Genomic DNA, 24,758 nt, shown 5'->3' on the forward strand with positions numbered 1-24,758 from the left:
TTTTGATTTAATATATGAATGTATTTATCATCTTTAATATAGCTTAACAAGTTTGTATCATGATTGGAATGTATATCACCGATTCCATTGAATGGGCGAAAGTTTGCCTCTATGTTAAATAAATTATAAATCAAATATGGAGATATAATTCTGTCATGTTTTTCTATATTCATATTTTATTTTTCTTCTTGGTTTCATTCCTTGATTGTTTTTAACAACCAAGGAATATGGGTGAAATTCGGGTGGTCGTATTTTTTAATTAAGCTTTTATTACATTGTTATGATTAGGAGAATATTTTCCACGAGTATCAACAATTAATTTTGCATTATTAATTATTAAGTCATAGTCAAATTTATCGTGGTCCGTTGCTAAAATAACACAATCGAATTCGTTTAAATTGTCTTCAGTCATAGGCTGACTTGTTAATTCGAAGTGATGTTCACGCATTTTAGGAAAAACAGGAACGTGTGGATCTGAATACTCTACTAACGCACCTAAATCTCTCAATTTCTCCATGATATGGACTGATGGACTTTCTCTCATATCATCAACATTTTTCTTATATGCAATCCCTAAAATAAGCACACGACTTCCGTTAATGGATTTATTAGCTTTATTCAAAGCTAAGACTGTTTTAGTAACAACATAATCTGGCATTGATGAATTCACTTCACCTGATAGCTCAATAAAACGGGTGTTAATACCGTACTCTCTGGCTTTCCATGTTAAATAGAAAGGATCGATTGGTATACAATGACCACCTAATCCGGGGCCTGGATAGTAAGGTACAAAGCCAAATGGTTTTGTTGCCGCCGCCCTGATGACTTCGTGTATATCAATATCCATTTTATCTGCAACTAGCTTCATTTCATTTACTAGACCTATATTAACGGCTCTATGTATATTTTCTAGTAATTTAGTCATTTCTGCTGCTTTTGTAGAGCTAACAGGTACAACTTTATCAATAGCTGGTTGATAAAGAGCAATACCTGCTTTGAGGCAGTTTTCTGTATGTCCACCAATGACTTTTGGAATTGTTCTAGTTTCAAAATCAGGATTACCTGGATCTTCACGTTCTGGTGAGTAGATGAGGAATACATCTTCACCAACTTTTAGACCATTCTCTTCTGCTCGTGGTAATAATTCTTCTTCCGTTGTTCCTGGATAAGTTGTGCTTTCTAGAGAAAGAACTTGCCCTGATCTTAAGAATGGCTTCACCATATCTGTGGTATTTATGACGAAACTCATATCAGGTTCTCTGTATTTATTTAACGGAGTTGGTACACAGAGAATAATTGCTTCACATTCGGAAATTCTTGAAAAATCTGTTGTTGCTTCAAAACCTGTTTCTATGGCCTTTTGAATTTTAGAGGAAGAAATATGCTCAATATAACTTAGTCCCTGACTTAACTTATCCGTTTTGTTTTTATCTATATCAAAACCGATAACTTTAAAACCAACATCACTGTATCTTAGCATTAAAGGTAGTCCGACATATCCTAACCCAACAATAGCTATATTTGCACTTTTATTATTAAACTTGTTAATTAATTGATTCAGAAATGACATGTAATAAGCCTTTAATATATCGTATAAAAATAATCATTTTAAAAGATAGGAAGGGTGGATATAGGGTTTTGAATAGAAGTTTTGTGGTATGACTAAATATCAAAGCTACCGCACTAGGTTACGGCTCCCAGAGTGCCTATATGGATGCTATTTTATTAATATAAAAGAACTTTATCCCTTAACAAAAATAATCACATCAACAATTTGTATTAAACCGAGACGAGGTTAGAGCCTCAACGCCTCAAGGTCAAGTATAATAGTCTTTTTTCTTTAATTATTACATGCTGTTATTAGCTTAATTTTAGTCAGGTCATTATCTATCTCCCATGCAACGGCAACCAAATTACCAGTCTTAACCCGCCTAAAGGGCTATCCTCTGCCTTCACCCAGCCCCTATGTTGCTCTACCGCTGTCTCTACTATCGCCAGCCCTAAACCAGTTCCCCCTGACTCCCGATCCCTTGCTTCATCCGTACGATAAAACGGTCGGAAGATATGTTCACGGTCTTCAGGGCTGACTCCCGGACCATCGTCATCAACGGTAATTGTTACGCCATGGTTATCAGCTTTAAATGCAACAGCAATATGGCTTTTGGAATAGCGGAGAGCGTTGCGGACAATATTTTCTAGTGCACTGCCGAGTACTGCTGGGTTGCAGTAGATAACCCAAGGGCCGGGTGGTGAAACGATGTCCAGTGTTTTGTGCATCTGTTCGACTTCAAATTTGGCATTTTCCAGTATGTCATTCCATATCTTGTTAGCCTTGATGTTTTCACGCAGTAGTTCGTTTTTATGCTGGTTACGGGAAAGTACTAACAGGTCGTTAATCATGCTATCCAGTAACTGCGCTTCTGTTTCAATACGTTCCAGCTCTTTGCTTTCTCCGTGACGGCGGCGCAATAATGCTGTAGCGAGCTGTAACCGGGTAAGGGGAGTACGCAGTTCATGGGAAATGTCGGATATGAGACGTTGCTGAGCAGTTACCATCCTTTCTAGTGCACTAATCATCTGGTTAAAGCTGCTGCCGGCTGCCAGAAATTCCTGTGGGCCTGATTCCAGTTCTGGGTGCTGTTTTAAATTACCTTTTGCTACCTGATCTGCTGCATTTTTTAGTTTACGTGCGGGTCTTGCCAAACTCCATGCCAGCCATAAGAGTAATGGCGCACTGATGAGCATAGTTGCTGCTGGTAACAGAAGAGGACGATCAAACATCAGATTGATAAAGTCTGATTGTGGACTGTTGGTCGGGCGAAGCAGGTAAAGGTGATAGTAATCTTCACCATCTCGTATTGAAAATGGTCCCATTATTTCGACACGACCATATTTTTTCTTTTTAGGGTGGTCGGAGTTATCTGATTGCCCCATAAAATTGCGCACGAGCTGCGTATCGCGCTTCTCAGTACTGATAACGCGTCCTTCTCCGGTTGCGAGAAATAAGCGTTGATCCGGTGGCACCCATTTGACTATGGCACGATCCAGCCTTAGCCACCAGAATAGATCACTGGGGGGATGGCGGGTCAATTCTGCTTCAATATGTCTGGCTAACTGATTTCCCTGATGGTACTCACTATCTAATAGCGGAGTTAATTGCCGGGAATCCAGCTTGGGCACCATCAGTGCCACCATCAGGACAAGTGCCAGTGTCAGCCAGAAGATTGCAAATATGCGCGCTGTTAAACTATTAATCATTTCTCTGAAACCATTAAGTATCCGCGCCCACGTAGTGTTTTGAACCAGGGTAATTCATCAGTCCGGTTAGGTAATTTACGTCGAAGGTTAGAAATATGCATATCTATGGCTCTGTCAAAAGGTGTTAACCGTTTTCCTAATACTTCCTGACTCAAATGTTCACGAGAAACAACTTGCCCAATATGTTGAGCTAACAAATAGAGAAGTGTGAACTCTGTACCGGTTAAATCCAGAATATCGCCGTCAAAACTGGCTTCCTGACGTCCAGGATTGAGTTGTAGCTTATCGATTTCTAGTATAGGTGTGCTGTTGTCGGCTTGTTGTTCACTCCAGTTGGAACGACGTAGAATCGCGCGTATACGGGCCACCAGTTCGCGATCGTTAAATGGTTTAGGTAAGTAATCATCGGCGCCCAGTTCCAGCCCCAGAACTCGATCTAGGTCGCTTCCTCTCGCTGTTAACATAATAACGGGAGTCTGATGATATTGACGCAGCTCTTTCAGGGTTTCAATGCCATTTTTGCGCGGCATCATAATATCCAGCAGCAGAAGGTCAATTGAAGAGTCTATAAATTGTAATGCCTGTTCACCATCATGTGCGATAACCACATTGAACCCTTCCATCTCAAGAAGTTCTTTCAATAAAGCTGTCAGTTCGCGGTCATCATCAACTAATAATATCTTATGCATTCATTCTTCCTCCGAGAGCAAAATACGATAACAAATTTTGCTATTCCATGACTTTACGTTCTTTTACATGCTCTGACGCTAGTTTGCAGCCGTGGGGCTATATTACCCGCACTGAATCGAATAGCGCTATTCGATAAAGTGAGGAATTACCAAAAGTGCGTAAAATAGCAATGTTAGCTTTAGCGTCAATACCCGTTCTTGGAACGATGATGGCTCTAGCCGAAACTGTTGGGTACGTGTAACGACTCTGAGGTTGATTCATCGCTTTGTCTGCCATATGACAACAGTGATTCTGGCAACTTTCTGCGTAACTATAACTATAGTTGTGTCTTTGGGGGAATCACATTAACTGAAAAGCAGCGGTAGGTGATGTGGGTTCTGGTGAAAAAACGGTATCTGTATGAGCGATTAATAACGGATATGCAGATAGAAGATCAGAAGATATACGGCCTTTTGGTAACAAAGAATTTTGATTAAGTTGCGGTTATAGTGCAGCTTGAAAAAATAGCAAGATATGATGTTGATATCGGTGCAGACGTTTGCGCGTATTCGCAATCAGATGTATCAAGTGATGACGCCTGAGCAAGAAAAACAGTTCCAGAGATGTTATCAGGCACGAACTACCCGGTATTTGTACTGATGCTGTTATAACTATCTATAAAACAGTATCAATAACGATTTTCCTTGCCATAGACACCATCCCTGTCTTTCAGCCCCGTTTCGGGGCTTTTTTTTATCTGCATCTTAGCCTTAATTTGATTTAAAATCAGATAGATCATTTTTCGTTAAGCAACTGTAGAAAAAATAAAATTTTCTACGTGTGGATATTTTTGATATCTACAGTTGCTTTTGGTTACTCATTCAGCCTTTTCTGACAGAGTGCGAGCAGCAAGCCGAAATAAATACCCAAGGTGTTTAGGTGAACGGTTTCAAAGTTTCCTCTCACGATAAAATATCCAGTGAAAGAGGTGAGCAAAATTAGTGCAGCTTGTTTATAACAGCCGTTATCTTGCCTCCACTGCTTACCTGATTGTTTCAGGTAAGCAAATATCAAGAACAGAAACCCTCCTAATCCTAATATCCCGGCAGCAAACCATTCGGTCAGAAAAATATTATGTGGCCCTAGGGATTCTTTGAATGTCCAGGTTGGATAGTTTTTAACGTTATCATTATAAATTTGGTCGTAGATCTTACCGCCTGCACCATAACCTTTGAGAGGGTTTTCCAGAATTAGGTTGAGTGCTGAGCCTTGTGTGCCGTTGGTGTACCGATAGCTGCTATCAGTTTGAGTTAGCTTATAATTTAAAGTAGCTTCTTTAGCGAGGTAACCATGTTTAATAGCGAATAAAGCCATACAAATAACAATAATACTTGTAAACAATGTTTTCCAGTTTTTATTCATCAATATCATCATGAAAAACATAACGAAAACAGCCAGCCACGCCCCTCTCGCAAGTGTACCTAACAGTACAAAAGATACTGATAGAATCAGTAAAATCGTCAGCGTTAGGCGGATATAATTCTTGGGCTTCTGAAAATGCCAAAGGGCGACTAATGCGGGGAAGAAGAAGACAATACCATCAGATACGCTACGGTGATTGTAGTTAGTGAAAGGCATAATGCCGTTCTGATAGTCCTGATAAAATAGGTACATCTCTTTCATTGTGATAAAGAGTAATCCAAGCAGAAATGAACCGATGATCATTTTCTTGATTTTCAATTTATCAGTCTGGCTTAGAGCCAAAGTAATCAGTATCGCAGAAAGGACCACGTCTCTAAAAAAAGGTGTTTTTATCTCATGGAAGCTGAGTTTTGGGTCAGGAGAGATAATGACAGAATAAATAGTGGTTAGTGTGAATATTCCCAAAGCCAACACAAGATTATTTTTCAGTGCAGCGAGGCATCCTTTAGGGTTTTTTATAATCCAGTAGAGTGCAGCCAGTGCTATCAAAGCAAAGAATAAGTTTTTATAACGAGTAACACCTGTAACGTAGACGAGTGAAATGTACCCTCCTACGAAAAACGTACTCCAAGATAAATGATTTCTGATTGTTTCTTTAAACATAACCATACCTGAACAAACACGGATTTTAGCGGGTATTCTCTATTATTTTAGGGTTTGAGGCACGAAGAAATAACAGGGCAATCATGTAAATTCCGTCAGGCAGGTATCGTAAGCCGTAAATTATGGGGTATTTCAGTTCTTGTTATAAGCTATAGGCCTGTTGTTATCTTAGCCAATCTTGATTATCTTACCTTCCCAGTCTGTTCAATTAAAAAATCTTATCACTGTTACTCTATATAAAAAGGGATAGGGATACCCTATATGGGAAAAATTCATAAAATCAGTTTACTGTCGAGAAGCATGGGGGCGATGTTATCGGGCCTGTGTCGTGTCCTGACGGGGGTACGTGTGCGATGGGTTGGTTGCCAGCCATCGACAAAGAGCCGGATTTATTATGCCAATCACTCCAGTCATCTGGATGGATTAGTCATTTGGTCAGGTCTTCCATCGGTATTGCGCCATTTAGTACATCCGGTTGCAGCTCGTGATTATTGGGATAAAACCAAACTGCGCCGATATCTTATTCATAAGGTATTTTGTGCTGTCTTGATCGAGCGTCAGGGGGAAAACAGTAACAGAAAAGAAATTCTGGCACCGTTGGAGCGTGTTCTGGCGCAAGGGGAGTCTTTGATTATCTTTCCGGAAGGAACTCGTGGGAATGGTGAGCAAATCAATCCGTTCAAGAGCGGTCTGTATCATCTGGCCCGAAAATATCCTGATGCTGAACTTATCCCTGTTTATCTGGAAAATTTAAATCGTGCTTTACCAAAAGGAAAAAGGATCTTAATCCCCGTTATTTGTTCGGCGACATTTGGTCAGCCTCTGGATAAATTGGCGGATGATGAAAGTAAGGAAGTCTTTTTACAACGTGCCCAGACTGCATTGGAGGAGCTGGTGTTATGACAGGGATAGATCATGATTTGATGTTGTTGTTTAGCGGAATTTTTGGGGTGCTGATTATTGCCAGTGTGATTGGCGGTATTCTGTCACTCTGTTATTCAGGAGAAAAACGGAACGCAACCATCGATAATCTGAATGCCCGTATTCGTGGCTGGTGGATGATGTGTATTGTTTGTGTGCTGGCCGTAGTTATCGGGCCAATCGGGTCCGTTGTGTTGTTTTCTGTTATGTCTTTTTTTGCTCTGCGTGAATTTATCACTCTCACCCCGACTCGTCGTAGTGATCATGAGGCACTTTTCTGGTGTTTCTTCGGTTTTCTGCCGGTTCAGTATGTGTTAGTTGGAATGCAGTGGTACGGGCTGTTTTCGGTGTTTATCCCTGTTTATGTTTTTCTGTTTTTACCGGCCCGTATTGCTTTGGTCGGTGATACAACTCACTTTCTGGAACGTACGGCAAAAATACAGTGGGGAATGTTGGTAACGGTGTTTGCCATTAGCCATGCACCGGCTTTGTTGATGTTAGATATCGCGGAATATCAGGGGCAGAATATCAAGCTATTGCTGTTTTTGATGATTGTGGCGCAAATGTCTGACGTTTTGCAGTATGTGTTCGGTAAATTATTCGGCAAGCGACCGATTGTACCGAAATTAAGCCCGAATAAAACGGTTGAAGGGTTTATCGGCGGTATCTTAGCGTCGGTATTGCTGGGAATGTCGCTGTATTGGATAACGCCATTTTCTCCGTGGGTAGCCGGAGGGATGTCACTGGCTGTTACATTGATGGGGTTCATCGGTGGACTGTGTATGTCAGCGATCAAACGTGACAGCGGCGTGAAAGATTTTGGTGAGATTATTGAAGGCCACGGCGGTATGTTGGACAGAATCGATTCTCTTTGCTTTTCTGCCCCTATATTTTTCCATTTAACGCGCTATTTTTATACCTGATACAGACCATCCTGAATAACTCTGAGGGCTGTGAATATGGGTATTAATTATGGCCGATGGGTCAGTACTGCTGCACTGGTGGCGACAATACTGGCCAGTGTATTGTTAGTCGTGAAAATTTTTGCCTGGTGGTTTACCGGCTCGGTGAGTTTATTGGCGGCACTGGTAGATTCTCTGGTCGATCTGGCTGCTTCTCTGACTAATTTTTTTGTCGTGCGTTATTCCCTTCAGCCAGCGGATGAAGAACATACGTTTGGGCATGGTAAGGCCGAGTCACTGGCTGCTCTTGCCCAAAGTATGTTTGTTTCCGGTTCAGCGATTTTTCTGTTTTTGACAGGTTTTCAGCATTTGTTTTCTCCCCAGCCTTTAGAGCATGCCGCTGTGGGTGTTTGGGTAATCATCATTGCTATTGTTTCAACAAGCTGTCTGGTTATTTTTCAGAAATGGGTGATTAATAAAACTCAAAGTCAGGCCATTCGTGCCGATATGTTGCATTACAAGTCTGATTTATTAATGAATGGCGCGATTTTGGTGGCATTGGTTTTGAGTGTCTACGGGTTCCGACGAGCAGATGCTTTATTCGCATTGGGAATTGGTGTGTATATTCTCTATAGCGCGTTAAGAATGGGATACGATGCGATTCAGTCTTTACTGGATCGTGCCTTGCCAGATGAGGAACGGCAGGAGATTATAGAGATTATCAGGAATTACCCTGGTGTTTCCGGCGGGCATGATCTGCGCACCCGTCAATCGGGTCCGACGAGGTTTATTCAGTTTCATCTTGAGATAGATGATAATTTACCGTTGGTACAGGCTCATGCTTTAGCCGAAGGAATTGAAAATAAATTGCGTGATAGGTTTCCCGGTGCCGATATTATTATCCATCAGGATCCTGACTCTGTTGTTCCTGATGAACGTAAAAACAATTGGGATTGATAGAAGAATTTATTCATAATCAAAATAATGTCAAAAAGTAGACAAAAGATTGATGCAGACTGAATGTTTTTCCGTATCATGGGCGCGGTTGAATCAATTCAGCTAATGAATTGGCAATCAAAAGTTGAGTGAAATAATCGTCGTGAACCTTCCCTTTTGGAAGGGCAGTCAGCAGATTAGGCAAATATTACATCTATAAGTCAGAGGTCATCATGATCAACAAGATTAAAAGAATCGGAGTCTTAACGAGCGGTGGAGATGCACCGGGTATGAACGCCGCTATTCGTGGAGTTGTTCGTGCCGCTTTAACCGAAGGGTTAGAGGTTTATGGTATTTATGATGGCTATCTGGGGTTGTATGAAAACAGGATGAAAAAGCTCGATCGCTACAGTGTTTCCGACATGATTAACCGTGGCGGCACGTTTTTAGGTTCCGCACGTTTTCCTGAGTTCAGGGATGATAAAGTGCGTGAAATTGCTATCGAAAACATGCGTAAAAATGAAATTGATGCTCTGGTGGTGATTGGTGGTGATGGTTCTTATCTGGGAGCGAAAAAACTGACTGAGGCGGGTTTCCCCTGCATTGGCCTGCCCGGTACAATTGATAATGATGTTGCGGGAACAGATTACACCATCGGTTATTTTACAGCACTGGATACGGTTGTTGAAGCTATTGACCGTCTGCGTGATACCTCAACCTCCCACAAGCGTATTTCTATTGTTGAAGTCATGGGACGTTATTGTGGTGATTTGACGTTGTCTGCTGCAATTGCAGGTGGGTGTGAGTTTATCGTGCTGCCTGAACGTGAAATTCCGTTTGATCGCGAAGAATTGTTAGCTGAAATTCAAGCTGGTATCCAGAAAGGTAAGCGCCATGCCATTGTTGCGATTACGGAGCATGTCTGCGATGTTGATGAGCTGGCAAAATATATTGAAGCGGAAACACGCCACGAAACGCGGGCAACGGTATTAGGTCATATTCAGCGTGGTGGTGCGCCAGTGGCTTATGACCGTATTCTGGCATCACGTATGGGAGCTTATTCTGTTCAACTGTTGTTGGAAGGGTGTGGCGGCCGCTGTGTTGGTATCCAGAACGAAAAACTTGTTCACCATGACATTATTGATGCGGTGCAGAATATGCAGCGTATCTTCAAGAAAGATTGGTTAGAAACAGCGAAGAAACTTTACTAACCTCCATAAGCGCATTTTTCAGATACAGCCATATGATATTTATATGGCTGTTTTTCTTTTTATCTCTCTCCTTTTCATACGCCATATTCCCATAATGAATAAGTGGGAATTTAAAATTATTTCTGCGGCATAACGCTTTCTGTCAATTTTACGATGAAAATCATACCCAATATTGAGGAGAGCATTTCCGATGATTACGCCTATGAAATGGAAGAGGATAAAATGGAGAATAAGCCGGTATTTCCCCTTAGTGGTGCTATTGCTGGTCATGCTGACCGGAGGAAATGCCTGGGCGAAAGATTTACAGCTCCTGAATGTTTCTTATGATCCGACGCGTGAGTTATATCAGCAATATAATCAGGCATTCAGCCAATATTGGCAGCAGAAAACCGGAGATCGGGTCACAATCCGGCAATCACACGGTGGTTCAGGCAAACAGGCAACTTCAGTTATCAATGGTCTTCAGGCAGATGTGGTGACACTGGCTCTGGCTTATGATGTAGATGCGATTGCAGAGCGTGGCCGGATTGCCAAAAATTGGCTTCACCGTTTACCCGATAATTCAGCGCCTTACACATCCACTATTGTTTTTCTGGTAAGAAAGGGAAACCCTAAACATATCAAAGAATGGTCAGATTTGATCCGGCCTGATGTTTCGATTGTAACCCCGAATCCTAAAACATCCGGTGGTGCACGCTGGAATTATCTGGCTGCCTGGGGATACGCGCTGGCTCATAATAATCAGGACCAATCTAAGGCAAAAGCCTTCGTGAAGGCACTGTATAAAAATGTTGAAGTCTTAGACTCAGGTGCCCGTGGCGCAACGAATACGTTTGTTGAGCGTGGGATTGGGGATGTGTTGATTGCATGGGAAAATGAAGCATTACTGGCAATTCATACTTTAGATAACGGAGAGCAGGGAAAAGGGCAATTTGAAATTGTCACTCCGGGTATGTCTATTCTGGCAGAGCCAACTGTAGCGGTAGTCGATAAAGTTGTCGATAAGCGAGGCACGCGTGAGCTGGCAACAGAATACCTGAAATATCTGTATTCACCGGTTGGGCAGGAAATTGCTGCAAAAAACTATTATCGTCCTCGTGATAAAACGATTATCGAAAAGTACCGTGCCGTTTTTCCTGAGCTGAAGTTATTCACAGTTGATGGCGTATTTGGTGGCTGGGAAAAAGCGCAGAAAGAACACTTTGCCACAGGTGGGGTATTTGATGAGATTATTCGGCGTTAACTGACAGGTAAGAAAAGGATAATCGCCACGGCGTTCTGCGGTGGCGATTATCTTTGTAAGCTCTTAGGCTTTTTTCGCTTCAGCTGCTGCTTTCACGATAACGGCAAATGCATCAGCTTTCAGTGATGCTCCGCCAACTAGAGCACCATCGATATCTGGCTGAGTAAATAATTCTGCTGCGTTGCTGGCGTTAACAGAGCCACCGTATTGAATAATGACTTGCTCAGCGATAGCCGCATCCTGTTTAGCAATGTGATCACGAATGAATTTGTGAACAGCCTGTGCTTGTGCAGGAGTAGCAGATTTTCCGGTGCCGATAGCCCAGACAGGTTCGTAAGCAATAACGGTGTTTTTAAACGCTTCTGCGCCCAGTGTGTTCAGAACGGCATCAATCTGGCGCGCACAGACGGCTTCTGTCTGGCCTGCTTCATTTTCTTGTTCAGTTTCGCCAATACACAGAACCGGGATAAGCCCTTGTTCTTTCAGAATAGCGAATTTTTTCGCAATGAACTCATCGCTTTCTTTGTGGTAAGTACGGCGTTCAGAGTGACCGATAATGATATATTTTGCGCCCACATCTTTCAGCATTTCTGCGGATGTTTCGCCTGTATATGCACCGGAAAGATTAACGCCTACATCTTGAGCGCCCAGTGCGATACGGCTACCAGCCAGTGCATTATTTGCCAGAGTGACATAAACAGTTGGTGGTGCAATAGCGACGCCACAGCCGTCAACGTTGCTCAGTTCTTTACGCAGGCCTGCAATCAGGTCGTTAACCATGTGGGTACTGCCATTGAGTTTCCAGTTACCCATAACTAATGGATGTCGCATGTTTTTCCCTCCAACCAGAAAAATAATCAAATTGCGAACTAAATGAATGTGCTCTCGTGAATAGCGAAAGGCCGACAGTATAAAGATCATCGGCTCGAATAGCTCTGCGCTATGTCACTAATTTTCATTTGCTGGTACGTCAGATAGTGATAGCTTAATCGGTTCAATAGCGAAGGTCATTATATTTTCGCTGCTGTTTACGATGATATAGCGTATCGCCCCGATTTTTAGACTGTAAAAAGGTTGTGTTTCCGCCATCTTAAAAAGTTTCTCTGTTTGTGTCTGAGCCTGTTCCAGAGAAAGTGTGGGCTCAAACTGGCGGGTTATGGCGGCGATATACTTTTTCGTCAGGAGCAGATTTTGTTCTTTTTCCTGTGCGAGTTGGGATGGCAGTAATGTAATTTGCAGACTCTTAATTTTTTCACTGCCTCTTTCCAGTACGGCGGAAGAGTAGATTTTTTCGTTGATCTTGCTGGCAGCACGGATAAAAGGCAGAGAGATATCGGTGCTCGTAATAACTTTATATTCATGCAGCAGAATATCAGGATGACTTTTATTGTATTTTTCCCGGAAGGCCGGGATATTGTCTTCAAAAGTCGGGGAATCAGGCAGGAGATACATTAACTGTGGGCGCAGATCTGGTGTGACAGAAGGCTCACCTGCAGTGCTTGAGAATGGTAAACCGATACCAAAAGCGATTAATATTGTCAGCAGAAGTTTATTTATGCCTGTTTTCATGTTGTTACTCGCCGAATGTAAGTCGCGGAAAAAGTGTCAATGGCAGAAAAACAGTATCCACAATTGGGAAAGAATACATGACATTACAACAATGGGGATTTTCATTCAAAGGTCGCATCGGTCGACGGGAGTTCTGGATCGGAATTGGTATCTGTTTTGCTCTGATTTTTATTCTCCTCACTCTGCATGGAATGAATGTTCTCCCCATGAATTTTGCGGCAGTATGCACGGCACTGATATTGTATCCGACAGCGGCGATTTTTTCGAAGCGCCTGCATGATCGCAATAAACGCGGAGGGTGGGCGTTATTGCTGATATTGGCCTGGTTTTTGCTCTCTCTCGACTGGAATATGCTAGCACCCATATGGCAGTGGGGAATTGGCCGTTTTATCCCGACACTGATTTTTGTCATGATCATACTGGACTGTGGAGTATTCCGGGGTACGGAAGGTGCAAACCGTTTTGGTGAATCGGCAGAAATGGTTGAGTACATCTCTGCCGGCAATTCTGCACAAAAACATTAAATGGTCATATATCCAATGAGTTGATTTATGAATATACACAATGGATTTCAAGATGCATCGCGGCGGCAAGAGAGTTCATCCCCTGGAGCATAGATTACTATGTGACTGGGGTGAGCGAGCGCAGCCAACAAAGAGGCAACTTGAAAGACGAAGTGTATACTACCAGTATTGCTCACTGGTCACATACCCCGGCCTACGGCGCAGGTGCTTTGTCATGCCACGTTGTTCTTTAAGCAATTGTTGGGTATCTCTGACCATCTGGGGGTTTCCGCATAACATCACGTGGCTGTTTTCTGCCTGCATTGATAAGCCGATAGCTGATTCCAATTCACCATTTTCAATCAGTGCCGGAATTCTCCCCATTAGCGAATTCTGGCATTGTTCCCGGCTAACGATGGTCTGGATCCGCAATTTCCCCTGAAACATTTTTTCCAGTTGCCGCATGAGAGGTAAATAACTTAAATCCTGCTCCAGCCTGACCGCATGAACTAAGATAATATTTTCAAACCGCTCCAAATCACTTCCCAGCTGGAGAATGGAAAGATAAGGCCCTATACCCGTTCCGGTTGAGAGCATCCAAAGGTTTTGGCAATCAGGGATTTCATCAAGAACAAAAAAACCGGCTGCCTGTTCTGTTACCAGAACTTCATCACCGACCTGCAAAGTGGCAAGCTGAGGGCTGAGTTTTCCATTCGGTACAGTGACTAAATAAAACTCAAGGCTATTGTCATTGGGAGCGTTGATATAAGAATAGGCCCGCTGGATGCGTTCCTCTTCAATTTCGAGAGCAAGTTTTGCAAATTGGCCAGCAGTAAATTTTTCTATTGGTGCATGTAGCTTGATACTGAATAGTGAATCTGTCCAATTGGTGACGTCAGTGACTTTTCCTGTAACCCAGTTTGCCATTGCATTTAGCCTCTCTGCACTATTACGAAAGAAAATTATACGAAATAAAATTTTACAGAATGAAATTGTACGGAGTGAGTGACTCATCAACTGGTGATTCTACGCGATTGAGGGAAATAGGCTTATCGATTACGTGTTGCAGTCTAATTAACTGTATTCTCGTTGTATTTTAAGATGGATATGTACACTTTTATTGACATTGCAGGGTAATATGACTGCAATTTTTTCCTCATGTAAAATTGTATACTGCCGATAAAAAATATACATTGCTCGGGAAAATTTAATCTAGTGAAGTCTGTAGTCAGGTTTGTTCATTAATAACCTGAGGGCTTCGCTGTTGCCGTTATACCCATCTGATTGATAGAGAATGTACCTTAATCAGGCGGTATATTTTGCTTAAATAAAATTGTATGTAAATGCGATGAGAAAAATAGCACATTTCAATTTATTGCTGATGTTAATTGCGTTAGCTGCTGTTGGGCAGATGACTCAGACAATTTATGTTCCGGTGATTGCTGATATAGCGAATAGCTTCGGCAAGCCGGCGGGGGAAGTTCAACGGGTTATGGCGGCCTATTTGTTCGCTTATGGGTTTTCACAGCTCTTTTATGGGCCACTGTCGGATAAAGTCGGTCGTCGCCCCGTCATTTTAGCAGGAATGTCAGTTTTTCTGGTTGCTACGATATGTGCACTGTTTTCTTCCAGTTTATTGGCATTGGTGCTAGTCAGTGTATTTCAGGGGCTGGGAACGGGAGTCGCAGGCGTAATGATACGTACTGTGCCAAGAGATTTATACACCGGGGCATCACTGCGTTGTGCTAATAGTCTGTTGAATATGGCGATACTGGTCAGCCCGTTATTAGCGCCGATGATTGGTGGTGTCGTGGGCCATTATTTTGGCTGGCGTGCCTGCTATTGGTTTTTATTGTTGCTGGGTTCAGGCGTGATTCTATTTTTACTCCGGCATTTCCCGGAAACCCGCCCGGAGCAGACAACGCAGAATACAATGCTGGTTTCTTTCCATCAGTTGCTATCCAATGGCATTTTTGTTTCTTATCTGATTATGCTGATTGGCGGTCTGGCGGGAGTGGCCGTGTTTGAAGCTAGCTGTGGCGTTTTGCTCGGAGCTGTTTTAGGGCTGGATAGTTTAACGGTCAGTATTTTGTTTATTCTGCCTATTCCTGCCGCATTTCTGGGGGCATGGTACGCAGGGCGTGAAAACAAAACGTTTTATCAGCTGGTGTGGAATGCTGTTATGTGCTGCCTGCTGGCGGGGACGCTGATGTGGCTGCCCGGCTGGTTCGGCATTATGAATGTCTGGACGTTATTGCTTCCGGCTGCGCTGTTCTTTTTTGGAGCGGGTATGTTATTTCCGCTGGCGACGACGGGTGCGATGGAACCCTTCCCTTATCTGGCGGGTGCCGCGGGTGCGCTGGTGGGCGGATTACAGAATGTAGGTTCTGGCGTGGCTACATGGTTATCGGCGATGCTGCCACAAAATAGCCAATTCAGCGTGGGTATGCTGATGTTCTGTATGGCGTTACTTATTTTATTGTGTTGGCTGCCAATCTCTCAGAGGATCCAGCAGCAGGAACGTACTGTCTGAGATACTTATTGCGCTGTGTATTGAATTCACCGGATATTAAAAAGCTCTGACAGATTAGCGTCAGAGCTTTCGCATGTATACGCTTTTTAAGCGCGGTCTTCCCATTCCTGAGCACGGGCAACGGCTTTTTTCCAGCCATTGTATTTGTGGTTACGCTCTGTGGTTTCTATGCCTGGGCGGAATTCTTTTTCGATGGTCGCTTTACTTTTCACTTCATCAAGATCTTTCCAGAAGCCGACAGCCAGACCAGCAAGGAATGCCGCACCTAATGCAGTACTTTCACGAACTTCAGGACGCTCTACACGGGTGCCGAGGATGTCAGACTGGAACTGCATCAGGAAATTATTCGCGACCGCTCCACCATCTACGCGCAGCGCCTGTAAACGTGCGCCGGAATCAGCCTGCATTGCATCCAGTACATCGCGGGTCTGGTAAGCGATTGATTCAAGAGTCGCCCGGATAATGTGGTTGCTGTTTGCTCCGCGGGTCAGCCCAAAAATGGCACCACGGGCATACGGATCCCAATAAGGTGCGCCAAGCCCGGTAAAGGCCGGAACAACATAAACGCCATTGCTGTCTTGTACTTTTGTGGCGAAGTATTCGGAGTCTGCTGCGTCAGCGATCAGTTTCAGTTCATCACGCAGCCACTGGATTGATGCTCCTCCCACAAACACGGCACCTTCCAGAGCGTAATTCACTTCTCCTCGTGGGCCACAGGCTATAGTGGTCAGCAAACCGTGGCTGGAGCGTACTGCATCGGTGCCGGTATTCATCAGCAGGAAGCATCCAGTGCCATAAGTATTTTTTGCCATGCCCGGATGGACACATAGCTGGCCGTACAGTGCGGCTTGCTGATCGCCTGCGATACCTGCGATAGGAATACGAGTACCGCCTTTACCGCCGATATTAGTCTGACCATAAATTGCAGAGGAGGCCGCAACTTTTGGCAGCATCACGCGAGGAATATCCAGTTCATCGAGGATCTTCTGATCCCAGTCGAGGTCATGGATGTTAAACAACATCGTGCGGGAAGCATTGGTATAGTCGGTAACATGTACGCGACCTTGTGTCATTTTCCAGACTAACCAAGTATCAACGGTACCAAATAGTAGCTCCCCATTTTCAGCACGTTGGCGGACACCCTCAACATTATCCAGAATCCATTTTATTTTTGTTCCGGAAAAGTAAGGGTCGATAACCAAACCAGTGTTATGACGGATATACTCTTCCAGGCCTTCTTTTTTCTTCAGGCGGGTACAGATATCGGCTGTTCGGCGACACTGCCATACAATGGCATTGTAAACGGGTTTACCTGTCTCTTTTTCCCAGACAATCGTTGTTTCCCGTTGATTCGTGATCCCGATACTGGCAATTTGGTCTGAGCGAATATCGGCTTTTGCCAATACTTCAACCAGCGTTGAGCTTTGGCTGGCCCAGATTTCCATCGGATCATGCTCTACCCAGCCTGGTTTAGGGTATATTTGTGGAAATTCACGTTGTGAAATACTGACAATATTGGCATCGTGATCAAGAATCACCGCCCTTGAGCTGGTTGTTCCCTGATCCAGCGCAACGATATATTTTTTATCAGTGATATTTTCTGTTGTCATAACTATAACCTGGTCTTATTTAATAATTTTTTATTTTTTAATCTGTTATCATTTCTAAATATAGGCAAAACTAATTTTCACGTGGTAAATGGCGGGAAATTAATTTGCGGTAACCAAATGCACCCAGAATGGCGCCAATAATAGGGGCTACCAATGGAACAAGGAAATAAGGGATGTCCCGACCTCCGGTCAGAGCAATATTTCCCCATCCGGCAAAATAAGCAACTAATTTAGGTCCAAAATCACGAGCGGGATTCAGTGCAAATCCGGTCAGAGGACCAAAAGAACCACCGATAACGGCAATCAGAATGCCGATAGTCAGTGGTGCCAAAGGGCCACGTGGAATACCGTTGCCGTCGTCTGTCAGAGCCAGGATCAGGCAAAGCAAAACAGCCGCGATGATAACTTCAACAATAAATGCATGGAATACGGATATTTGTGTTGCAGGGTAAGTGGAAAAGACGCCAGCCGTGAAAAGACTTTCTTGCGACCCACGAGCAATGTTGTGAACTTGCTCATAATCAAGGAAAAGGTTGTAATACATCATATAGACAAGAGCTGCGGCGACAAAACCGCCTAGCATTTGGGCAATGATGTAAGGAAGTACTTTTTTTCTGTCAAAACTGGCAAATAGGCATAGAGCGATAGTTACTGCGGGATTAAGGTGTGCACCAGAAATGCCGGCAGTAAGGTAAACAGCCAGGGCAACACCAAAGCCCCAGATAATGCTGATTTCCCACAGTCCAAGTTGTGCACCTGCAAGACGTGCAGCAGCAACACAGCCTAAGCCGAAGAAAACAAGCAATGCTGTACCCAGAAACTCTGAAATACATTGACCTGATAATGTTGGAGTGGTGGTCTGGCCCATTTCTATATCCTATAAAAAGTACAGAGAGGAGATTAATTATTAGTCCTTTCTTGCTGCGTTCTGATTACGCAGAGAAAGGTAGTGTGAATTTATCGTTAATGAGCGGAAACGAGAAATAGCGAAATTGAAATCTGCGTGTTGCGTCAACAAAATGAGCGAATTCGCATTTAATTGGGGTTTTATTCATCGTTAAAATGTGATCTTATCTTCATTTAGGATTAGTCACTATATTTCTCGTCATACCCGGTAGATTTCGGGTTTCTTCGTTCGTATAGTGAACGAGAAGGTAGCTCGTAAGATGAAGGGTATATGCCACACATTAGAAGTATGAAACTAGACAGGCGTTAACAGGCTAAATACAATCAAGGCATTGCTTATAAGAGGGGCTCGAGAATGTCATTTGAAGTTTTTGAAAAGCTGGAATCTAAAGTTCAGCAGGCAATTGATACCATTACTTTGCTGCAAATGGAAATTGAAGAATTAAAAGAACAGAACGCAGTGTTATCTCAGGATGTCCAGAATGCGACAGACAACCGTGATTCACTGGTACGTGAAAATGAGCAGCTCAAACAAGAACAATCAGCATGGCAGGAACGCTTACGTACCTTGTTGGGTAAAATGGAAGACGTGCAATAAAGTATCCGCTGGCTTTACCGAAAGAGAGTTTTGCAGAAATTATTTTGCAAAAAAAGGGCGATAATTACTGCGCCCTTTTTTATCAATGCTCAGGAATGATAGTTGGGCTATGAGTTATGACACTTCATCACTATCTTCATCCCCATCTATTTCCAGCGGAACTTCTGACAAAATCATTCCAGTGTTGTCTGCATAAAGATAATCACCGGAAAAGAAAGTCACTCCGCCAAAATTCACTCTGATATCGCTGTCCCCGATGCCTTCACTGCTGGAGCCAGCAGGGATTGCTGCCATCGCCTGAATACCAATATCAAATTCAGCAAGGTAATCTACCTGACGCACAGCGCCATAAATGACAATACCTTCCCATTCGTTATTGACAGCAAGCTGGGCCAGCTCGGCATCAAGCAGAGCCTTGCGTACCGATCCGCCACCATCAACCAGTAAAATGCGCCCGCGTCCCGGCTCTTCCAGCAAGTCATAGAGCAGTCCGTTGTCTTCAAAACATTTCACCGTGATGATTTGACCACCAAATGAAGTACGCCCACCAAAGTTGGAAAATAATGGTTCTACCACATTCACATCTTCTTGATAGGTATCACAAAGTTCGGAAGTATCATATTTCATGGGATTTACGTCTGGTTTATGCAAGGAACGGACAGTATATCCTTTTAAGACTAGCGTTGGCAAAATCATCAATCTTAAAACGTGAGGATAAAATTGATATGTACTCGCTTAATTAAGTATCAGCCCAATCGAAAACAGGATATTGGTCAGGAGTGCCACTTTGACCATCTGTACTAATTGAGGACGCATACCTTCGGCTGTTGGATCGCGCAGTACCTGTAGTACATGCTTCAATAGCATGGGGAAAGCCAGCAGAAATAACCAGCTATACCCGTTGTTGTTCAGGTACAGAAGTGTAAAGGCGATAAAGCAGGACATAGCCCCCGTAAGCAGAGCAGCATGATAATAGCGTGCTTTTTTGCCACCGAGCCTGACTGCCAGTGTATTTTTGCCATTTTGGCTATCTGTCTCGATATCCCGCAGGTTATTAATATTCAGTACAGCTACGGAGAGTAAACCGCAGGCAGTTGCTGGCAGAACGGTACTTAAAGAAAAAGTATGGGCCTGTAAATAATACGTGCCAAGAACACTGAGCCAGCCAAAGAAAATCAGGACAGAAAGATCACCCAGCCCCATATAGCCATAAGGTTTGGCACCAACGGTATAAGTAATGGCTGCAATAATTGCCAGTAAACCTAATCCCAGAAAACCGATAATATCGCCAAGGCTATGACAGGCTGCGGCGATAAGCGCAATGCCTGACAAACAGGAGAGCAGCACGGTAATTTTTAACGCGATTTTCATTTGTTGGGCTGTAATCAGCCCCTTCTGCATACCCCGCATTGGGCCGATACGCTTTTCGGTATCACTGCCTTTGGCGACGTCGCCATAATCATTAGCAAGGTTAGACAGAATTTGCAGCAGGGAGGCTGTCAGGAAGGCTAGTAATGCCACAGGCCAGCTAAAATGACCGGTCCATGAAGCAAGGGCTGAACCTGTCATAATTGCCGCTATCGCCAGCGGGAGGGTTTTCGGACGCAAACTTTCCAGCCATGCCTGCATTTGACTGCTTGTCGTTGTTGAGTTCATATTGTCATCAAATATGTCATATGTGATAAATTTTGATTTAAGCAGAATAGAGAAATGGGAGGCAAGCCTCCCATTCCATTTTTACTGTTACTAAGCAGGATCCAGATCAATTACAGGATGAATCGACTCAGATCTTCATCAGCGACCAGTTCGTCTAAGTGTGATTTGACGTAGTCAGCGTTGATTTCAACTGACTGACCCTGAGATTCGCTGGCGTCGAAAGAGATATCTTCCATCATGCGCTCAAGAACAGTATGCAGACGGCGGGCACCAATATTTTCGGTTGTTTCATTAACCTGCCATGCTGCTTCTGCGATTTTGCGAATACCATCAGCGGTAAATTCAATGTGCATGCCTTCTGTTGCCATTAATGCCTTGTACTGTTCTGTCAGTGAAGCATTTGGTTCAGTCAGGATGCGTTCAAAATCTTCAGTAGTCAATGCTTCCAGTTCTACGCGAATAGGCAGACGACCCTGTAGTTCCGGGATCAAATCGGAAGGGCTGGAAACCTGAAATGCGCCAGAAGCGATGAACAGAATATGGTCAGTTTTTACCATGCCATGTTTGGTGGAAACAGTACAGCCTTCAACCAGTGGCAGCAGGTCACGCTGGACACCTTCACGGGAAACATCCGGGCCGGAGGTTTGACCGCGTTTACAAATTTTATCGATTTCATCAATAAAGACGATACCGTGCTGTTCAACGGCATCAATTGCCTGCTGTTTCAGTTCTTCAGGGTTCACCAGCTTCGCAGCTTCTTCTTCCACCAGCAGCTTGAATGCGTCTTTGATCTTCATCTTACGGCTTTTTTGACGCTGACCAGACAGGTTCTGGAACATAGACTGCAACTGGTTGGTCATTTCTTCCATGCCCGGAGGAGCCATGATCTCAACACCAACCGGGGCAGCTGCCACTTCGATTTCGATCTCTTTCTCATCCAGCTGACCTTCACGCAGTTTCTTGCGGAATGCCTGACGGGTAGAGGATTGTTCTGGTTGCTCTTCAGCTTGTCCCCAGTTATTTTTCGCTGGTGGTAACAGAACATCCAGAATACGTTCTTCTGCCAGTTCTTCAGCGCGATAGCGGTTTTTCTCAATGGATTGCAGGCGCACCATTTTTACTGCCGCATCAGTCAGATCGCGGATGATGGAATCAACTTCCTTACCGACATAACCCACTTCAGTGAATTTTGTTGCTTCAACTTTGATAAAAGGCGCATTGGCCAGTTTAGCCAGACGACGGGCGATTTCGGTTTTACCTACACCAGTTGGGCCAATCATCAGAATATTTTTCGGGGTCACTTCATAACGCAGTGATTCATCCAACTGCATACGACGCCAGCGGTTACGCAGAGCGATGGCAACAGCACGCTTTGCTTTATCCTGACCGATGATATGGTTGTCAAGTTCGCTGACAATTTCGCGAGGAGTCATTTCAGACATGCTATCTATCCTTACGCTTTTGAAGGCAGTTCTTCGAAGTTATGATTTTGGTTGGTGTAGATACAGATATCGCCAGCGATAGTCAGGGCGCGTTCTGCGATTTCCCGGGCACTGAGTTCAGTGGTTTCCAGCATTGCGCGCGCAGCTGCCTGTGCATATGAGCCACCGGAGCCAATAGCGATGAGATCATTTTCTGGCTGAATCACGTCACCATTACCTGTAATAATCAGAGATGCATTTTCATCTGCAACAGCAAGCAGGGCTTCCAGCTTACGGAGCATTCTGTCTGTCCGCCAATCTTTTGCAAGTTCAACAGCAGCTTTGGTCAGGTGGCCCTGATGCATTTCCAGTTTACGTTCAAACAGTTCGAACAGGGTGAAGGCATCAGCGGTACCGCCGGCAAAACCCGCGATAACCTTGTCATTATAAAGGCGGCGTACCTTACGGACATTGCCTTTCATAACGGTATGGCCCATTGTTGCTTGTCCATCACCACCGATGACGACCTGGCCATTACGGCGAACACTTACGATTGTAGTCACGAGTTAGCCCCTGGTTACAAAATAGAAGATGGTACACACGACACTTTTGCTTACCAACACCTTGGCTGTAAGCCACAATTGTTTATCAAAAGCAGCGTGCGCACGTTATTAGAAATCAAGATGGGGGGAACTTTTTGGTTTTTCAACCCCCGGCAGGGCGGAGAATACAGCTGGGAATACCTGTATTAGTCACACGTCTGTGCATTTTTTCTGCACTTTCTCTGTTTTTATACGGCCCTAATACCACCCGATTCCAACTGTCCTTGGTTGTGATCTTACTCTCAATACCTGCCAGCGCAAGGTTGGCACGGACAGATTCCGCCTGTTCCATCGTACGGAACGAACCGCATTGTAACATTATTCGGGAACCATTCGTCTCTGTCTTGGGCTTATTGGTTTCATTGGATGCTTGTGATTGAGGAACCTGAGCCTGAGGCGACTGTAGTGGCACTGACGGCTTATTTTGCTGTGGTGCGTATTCTGAAGGCGGCTGTTGTGACGGTGGATTGATAATCACACGTGAGCGGGGTACTGGCTCACTGTTATAGGGGACTTCAGCCAATTGGACAGGCGTCTGGCGCATGTCGGCCTGCATCTGTTCAAGTAACTGGCGCTGCTCTGGGGTCAGTTCCGCTGGCCGGTTGTTTGGCTGGCCGGTTGTTAGCGATGGATCCTGAATTGATGGCAGGCCCACAGGCCGGTTTTCCAGCTCCTTAATATAGCTCCAGCGTTCTTCTGGTTTTGGTGGCAGACTATGGCCTTTAGGCTGGTGAGCAACTGGCGGTATATTTTTTTCACTTTCGTGTTTAGTGTGTACGATGAAATAAAGCCCGCCAATAAATGTGACGACCAGAGCTACAGCAATGACTAATAGTGTTTTAGGCAGCCCTTTAGCCTGATTTTTTTTCTTACCAGAACCTTTCTTGCGGGGATTAGAATGCCCGCGACCCACATAATCTCGTTGTGCCACTGTATTTAATTCGCTGAGTTATAAAAAAATTAAGGAATAGATACCTAATGTTACTGAACATGTCTTTCTTTGCCTAGCTTTTAGGCGAACAAGTACTTCCTCGAATAAGAAGTTCAGCATCCAGTAATCGTGAACCTTTCGAAACCATACGGCCCTGAAGCTGTTCCAGCAGCAAAAGCATTGAGTTATGCCCAATTTCATAACATGGCTGTGCCACTGTTGTCAGTGGGGGATCGCTATATTGCGCTGTGCTGATATTATCAAAACCAATAATGGAAAGATCTTCTGGTAATTTTAACCCCATTTTTTTAGCTTGCCACATTGCCCCGATTGCCATGACATCGCTATGGCAGAAAATAGCACTGGGTGGATTTGTTAGAGTGAGCAGCTTTTCCGCTAATTCAGCGCCACTTTCGTGAGTAAAATCGCCTCTGATAATGTATTCATCCCGGATAGGCAGACTGGCACGGCGTAATGCCTGAATGTAACCCTGAAGCCGGTATTGGCACAGGGGCATTGATTCTGGGCCAGTGATACAGGCGATGCGCTTATGGCCCAGTGCTTGCAGGTGGTGCGTGGCATTGAAAGCAGAGGTCAGGTTATCAATATGGACGGTTGGAAGTTCCAGCTCAGGCGCAAATTCATTGGCCATCACCATAGGGGGCATATTTTTCTGTTCTTCTTTGGAAACATCGAATGGAATGTTTGAGCCGAGCAGTATCATGCCATCAATACGCTTGGTAATAAGCAGATTAATAAAGGCATGTTCCTGTTGTTGCTGGTGTTTACAGTCACCAATCAGAACCAGATAACCATGTTGTGCTGCGGCTTCTTCAATGCCACGGATAATTTCATTGAAGAAAGGGTCGCAGATATTAGGAACAATGACCAGAATTGCTCTGGATTCATTCCGCCTTAAATTTTTCGCGAGATTATGGGGATAGTAACCCACTTCCAGTACTGCATTTTCTACTTTTTGGCGGGTGTGCGCAGAAACTTTATCAGGATTCATTAGCGTTCTTGATACAGTTGCGGTAGAAACACCCGCTACTTTGGCTACATCTTTCATTGTCGCCAATGCACAATTCTTTTTTTCCATAGCCACTCCTCGCTTTCTACAGGCAGTGAAACGATTGCTATCCGCAAAGTTAAAAAAGTTAACGTCAAAAAACGAAAGTAAAAAAACGCCAGCCATTTCTGTGGG

The 24,758-nt window shown here is 44.0% G+C and carries 23 protein-coding genes; 8 read left to right on the forward strand and 15 right to left on the reverse strand.

Annotated elements, in window-relative coordinates; translation table 11 throughout:
- Nucleotides 1-259: 259 nt before the first annotated feature.
- The 4 genes from AACX38_RS07575 to rfaL all read right to left on the reverse strand — a co-directional run bounded on the left by AACX38_RS07575 (nt 260) and on the right by rfaL (nt 6,012).
- Complete coding sequence (locus tag AACX38_RS07575) at nt 260-1,570, reverse strand: nucleotide sugar dehydrogenase (RefSeq protein WP_228863882.1); 1,311 nt, start codon at nt 1,568-1,570, stop codon at nt 260-262.
- Nucleotides 1,571-1,887: 317 nt separating this feature from the next.
- Nucleotides 1,888-3,258 carry an envelope stress sensor histidine kinase CpxA gene (cpxA, locus tag AACX38_RS07580; protein ID WP_228863883.1) on the reverse strand — a complete coding sequence of 457 codons (1,371 nt, stop codon included), beginning with the start codon at nt 3,256-3,258 and terminating at the stop codon, nt 1,888-1,890.
- Nucleotides 3,255-3,947 (reverse strand): envelope stress response regulator transcription factor CpxR, encoded by a 693-nt coding sequence (gene cpxR / locus AACX38_RS07585; protein WP_228863884.1) that lies wholly within the window; start codon nt 3,945-3,947, stop codon nt 3,255-3,257. The genes cpxA and cpxR overlap by 4 nt, the downstream gene beginning before the upstream one ends.
- 853 nt (nt 3,948-4,800) lie before the next feature.
- Complete coding sequence (gene rfaL, locus AACX38_RS07590; RefSeq protein WP_228863885.1) at nt 4,801-6,012, reverse strand: O-antigen ligase RfaL; 1,212 nt, start codon at nt 6,010-6,012, stop codon at nt 4,801-4,803.
- Between the two features lie 261 nt (nt 6,013-6,273).
- Here rfaL and AACX38_RS07595 point away from each other — a divergent pair, with 261 nt between their 5' ends.
- From AACX38_RS07595 to AACX38_RS07615, 5 genes are all read left to right on the forward strand, one after another.
- Nucleotides 6,274-6,915, forward strand: coding sequence for a lysophospholipid acyltransferase family protein (locus AACX38_RS07595; RefSeq protein WP_228863886.1), 642 nt, complete (start codon nt 6,274-6,276; stop codon nt 6,913-6,915).
- Nucleotides 6,912-7,856 (forward strand): phosphatidate cytidylyltransferase, encoded by a 945-nt coding sequence (locus AACX38_RS07600; protein WP_228863887.1) that lies wholly within the window; start codon nt 6,912-6,914, stop codon nt 7,854-7,856. Before AACX38_RS07595 ends, AACX38_RS07600 begins: the two co-directional genes overlap by 4 nt.
- Before the next feature lie 36 nt (nt 7,857-7,892).
- Nucleotides 7,893-8,792 (forward strand): CDF family cation-efflux transporter FieF, encoded by a 900-nt coding sequence (gene fieF / locus AACX38_RS07605; protein ID WP_228863888.1) that lies wholly within the window; start codon nt 7,893-7,895, stop codon nt 8,790-8,792.
- A 212-nt stretch (nt 8,793-9,004) separates the two neighbouring features.
- Nucleotides 9,005-9,982 (forward strand): 6-phosphofructokinase, encoded by a 978-nt coding sequence (gene pfkA, locus AACX38_RS07610; protein WP_099125614.1) that lies wholly within the window; start codon nt 9,005-9,007, stop codon nt 9,980-9,982.
- A gap of 190 nt (nt 9,983-10,172) precedes the next feature.
- On the forward strand, nt 10,173-11,225 hold the full coding sequence (locus AACX38_RS07615) for a sulfate ABC transporter substrate-binding protein (protein ID WP_370630616.1): 1,053 nt from the start codon (nt 10,173-10,175) through the stop codon (nt 11,223-11,225).
- 63 nt (nt 11,226-11,288) lie between these two features.
- Here the strand turns inward: AACX38_RS07615 and tpiA are convergent, their stop codons facing one another.
- A complete protein-coding gene (gene tpiA / locus AACX38_RS07620) occupies nt 11,289-12,056 on the reverse strand; it encodes a triose-phosphate isomerase (protein ID WP_099120878.1) in 768 nt (255 codons plus the stop codon).
- 117 nt (nt 12,057-12,173) lie between these two features.
- Entirely contained in the window at nt 12,174-12,794 is a 621-nt protein-coding gene (locus AACX38_RS07625; RefSeq protein WP_099120877.1) for a DUF1454 family protein, read from the reverse strand.
- Between the two features lie 77 nt (nt 12,795-12,871).
- Between AACX38_RS07625 and AACX38_RS07630 the strand changes: the two genes are divergently transcribed.
- On the forward strand, nt 12,872-13,318 hold the full coding sequence (locus AACX38_RS07630) for a DUF805 domain-containing protein (RefSeq protein ID WP_099111239.1): 447 nt from the start codon (nt 12,872-12,874) through the stop codon (nt 13,316-13,318).
- 159 nt (nt 13,319-13,477) lie between these two features.
- Here AACX38_RS07630 and fpr read toward each other — a convergent pair whose 3' ends face one another.
- Nucleotides 13,478-14,224, reverse strand: a complete 747-nt coding sequence (gene fpr, locus AACX38_RS07635) for a ferredoxin--NADP(+) reductase (RefSeq protein WP_099120875.1) — start codon at nt 14,222-14,224, stop codon at nt 13,478-13,480.
- Between the two features lie 421 nt (nt 14,225-14,645).
- Between fpr and emrD the strand changes: the two genes are divergently transcribed.
- Complete coding sequence (emrD, locus tag AACX38_RS07640) at nt 14,646-15,830, forward strand: multidrug efflux MFS transporter EmrD (RefSeq protein WP_228863889.1); 1,185 nt, start codon at nt 14,646-14,648, stop codon at nt 15,828-15,830.
- A gap of 86 nt (nt 15,831-15,916) precedes the next feature.
- Here the strand turns inward: emrD and glpK are convergent, their stop codons facing one another.
- Nucleotides 15,917-17,440 (reverse strand): glycerol kinase GlpK, encoded by a 1,524-nt coding sequence (glpK, locus tag AACX38_RS07645; RefSeq protein WP_099120871.1) that lies wholly within the window; start codon nt 17,438-17,440, stop codon nt 15,917-15,919.
- A 70-nt stretch (nt 17,441-17,510) separates the two neighbouring features.
- A complete protein-coding gene (locus AACX38_RS07650) occupies nt 17,511-18,308 on the reverse strand; it encodes an MIP/aquaporin family protein (protein WP_228863890.1) in 798 nt (265 codons plus the stop codon).
- A gap of 393 nt (nt 18,309-18,701) precedes the next feature.
- Between AACX38_RS07650 and zapB the strand changes: the two genes are divergently transcribed.
- On the forward strand, nt 18,702-18,944 hold the full coding sequence (gene zapB / locus AACX38_RS07655) for a cell division protein ZapB (protein WP_099120868.1): 243 nt from the start codon (nt 18,702-18,704) through the stop codon (nt 18,942-18,944).
- A 114-nt stretch (nt 18,945-19,058) separates the two neighbouring features.
- On the opposite strand, the gene rraA is transcribed toward zapB, so the two are convergent.
- The 6 genes from rraA to cytR all read right to left on the reverse strand — a co-directional run bounded on the left by rraA (nt 19,059) and on the right by cytR (nt 24,653).
- Nucleotides 19,059-19,571, reverse strand: a complete 513-nt coding sequence (gene rraA, locus AACX38_RS07660; protein ID WP_099120866.1) for a ribonuclease E activity regulator RraA — start codon at nt 19,569-19,571, stop codon at nt 19,059-19,061.
- A gap of 108 nt (nt 19,572-19,679) precedes the next feature.
- A complete protein-coding gene (locus AACX38_RS07665; RefSeq protein ID WP_228863891.1) occupies nt 19,680-20,600 on the reverse strand; it encodes a 1,4-dihydroxy-2-naphthoate polyprenyltransferase in 921 nt (306 codons plus the stop codon).
- A gap of 110 nt (nt 20,601-20,710) precedes the next feature.
- Nucleotides 20,711-22,042 (reverse strand): HslU--HslV peptidase ATPase subunit, encoded by a 1,332-nt coding sequence (hslU, locus tag AACX38_RS07670; protein ID WP_099120864.1) that lies wholly within the window; start codon nt 22,040-22,042, stop codon nt 20,711-20,713.
- 11 nt (nt 22,043-22,053) lie between these two features.
- Nucleotides 22,054-22,584: an ATP-dependent protease subunit HslV gene (gene hslV / locus AACX38_RS07675; protein ID WP_099120862.1), complete on the reverse strand. Its 531-nt coding sequence runs from the start codon at nt 22,582-22,584 to the stop codon at nt 22,054-22,056.
- Nucleotides 22,585-22,726: 142 nt separating this feature from the next.
- The gene (ftsN, locus tag AACX38_RS07680; RefSeq protein WP_099120861.1) at nt 22,727-23,554 is read right to left on the reverse strand and encodes a cell division protein FtsN; all 828 of its coding nucleotides are present in this window, start codon (nt 23,552-23,554) and stop codon (nt 22,727-22,729) included.
- Between the two features lie 73 nt (nt 23,555-23,627).
- Nucleotides 23,628-24,653 (reverse strand): DNA-binding transcriptional regulator CytR, encoded by a 1,026-nt coding sequence (cytR, locus tag AACX38_RS07685; protein WP_228863892.1) that lies wholly within the window; start codon nt 24,651-24,653, stop codon nt 23,628-23,630.
- Nucleotides 24,654-24,758 lie beyond the last annotated feature (105 nt).

The organism is Xenorhabdus sp. PB30.3 (assembly GCF_963895965.1).
Lineage (GTDB): Bacteria > Pseudomonadota > Gammaproteobacteria > Enterobacterales > Enterobacteriaceae > Xenorhabdus > Xenorhabdus stockiae.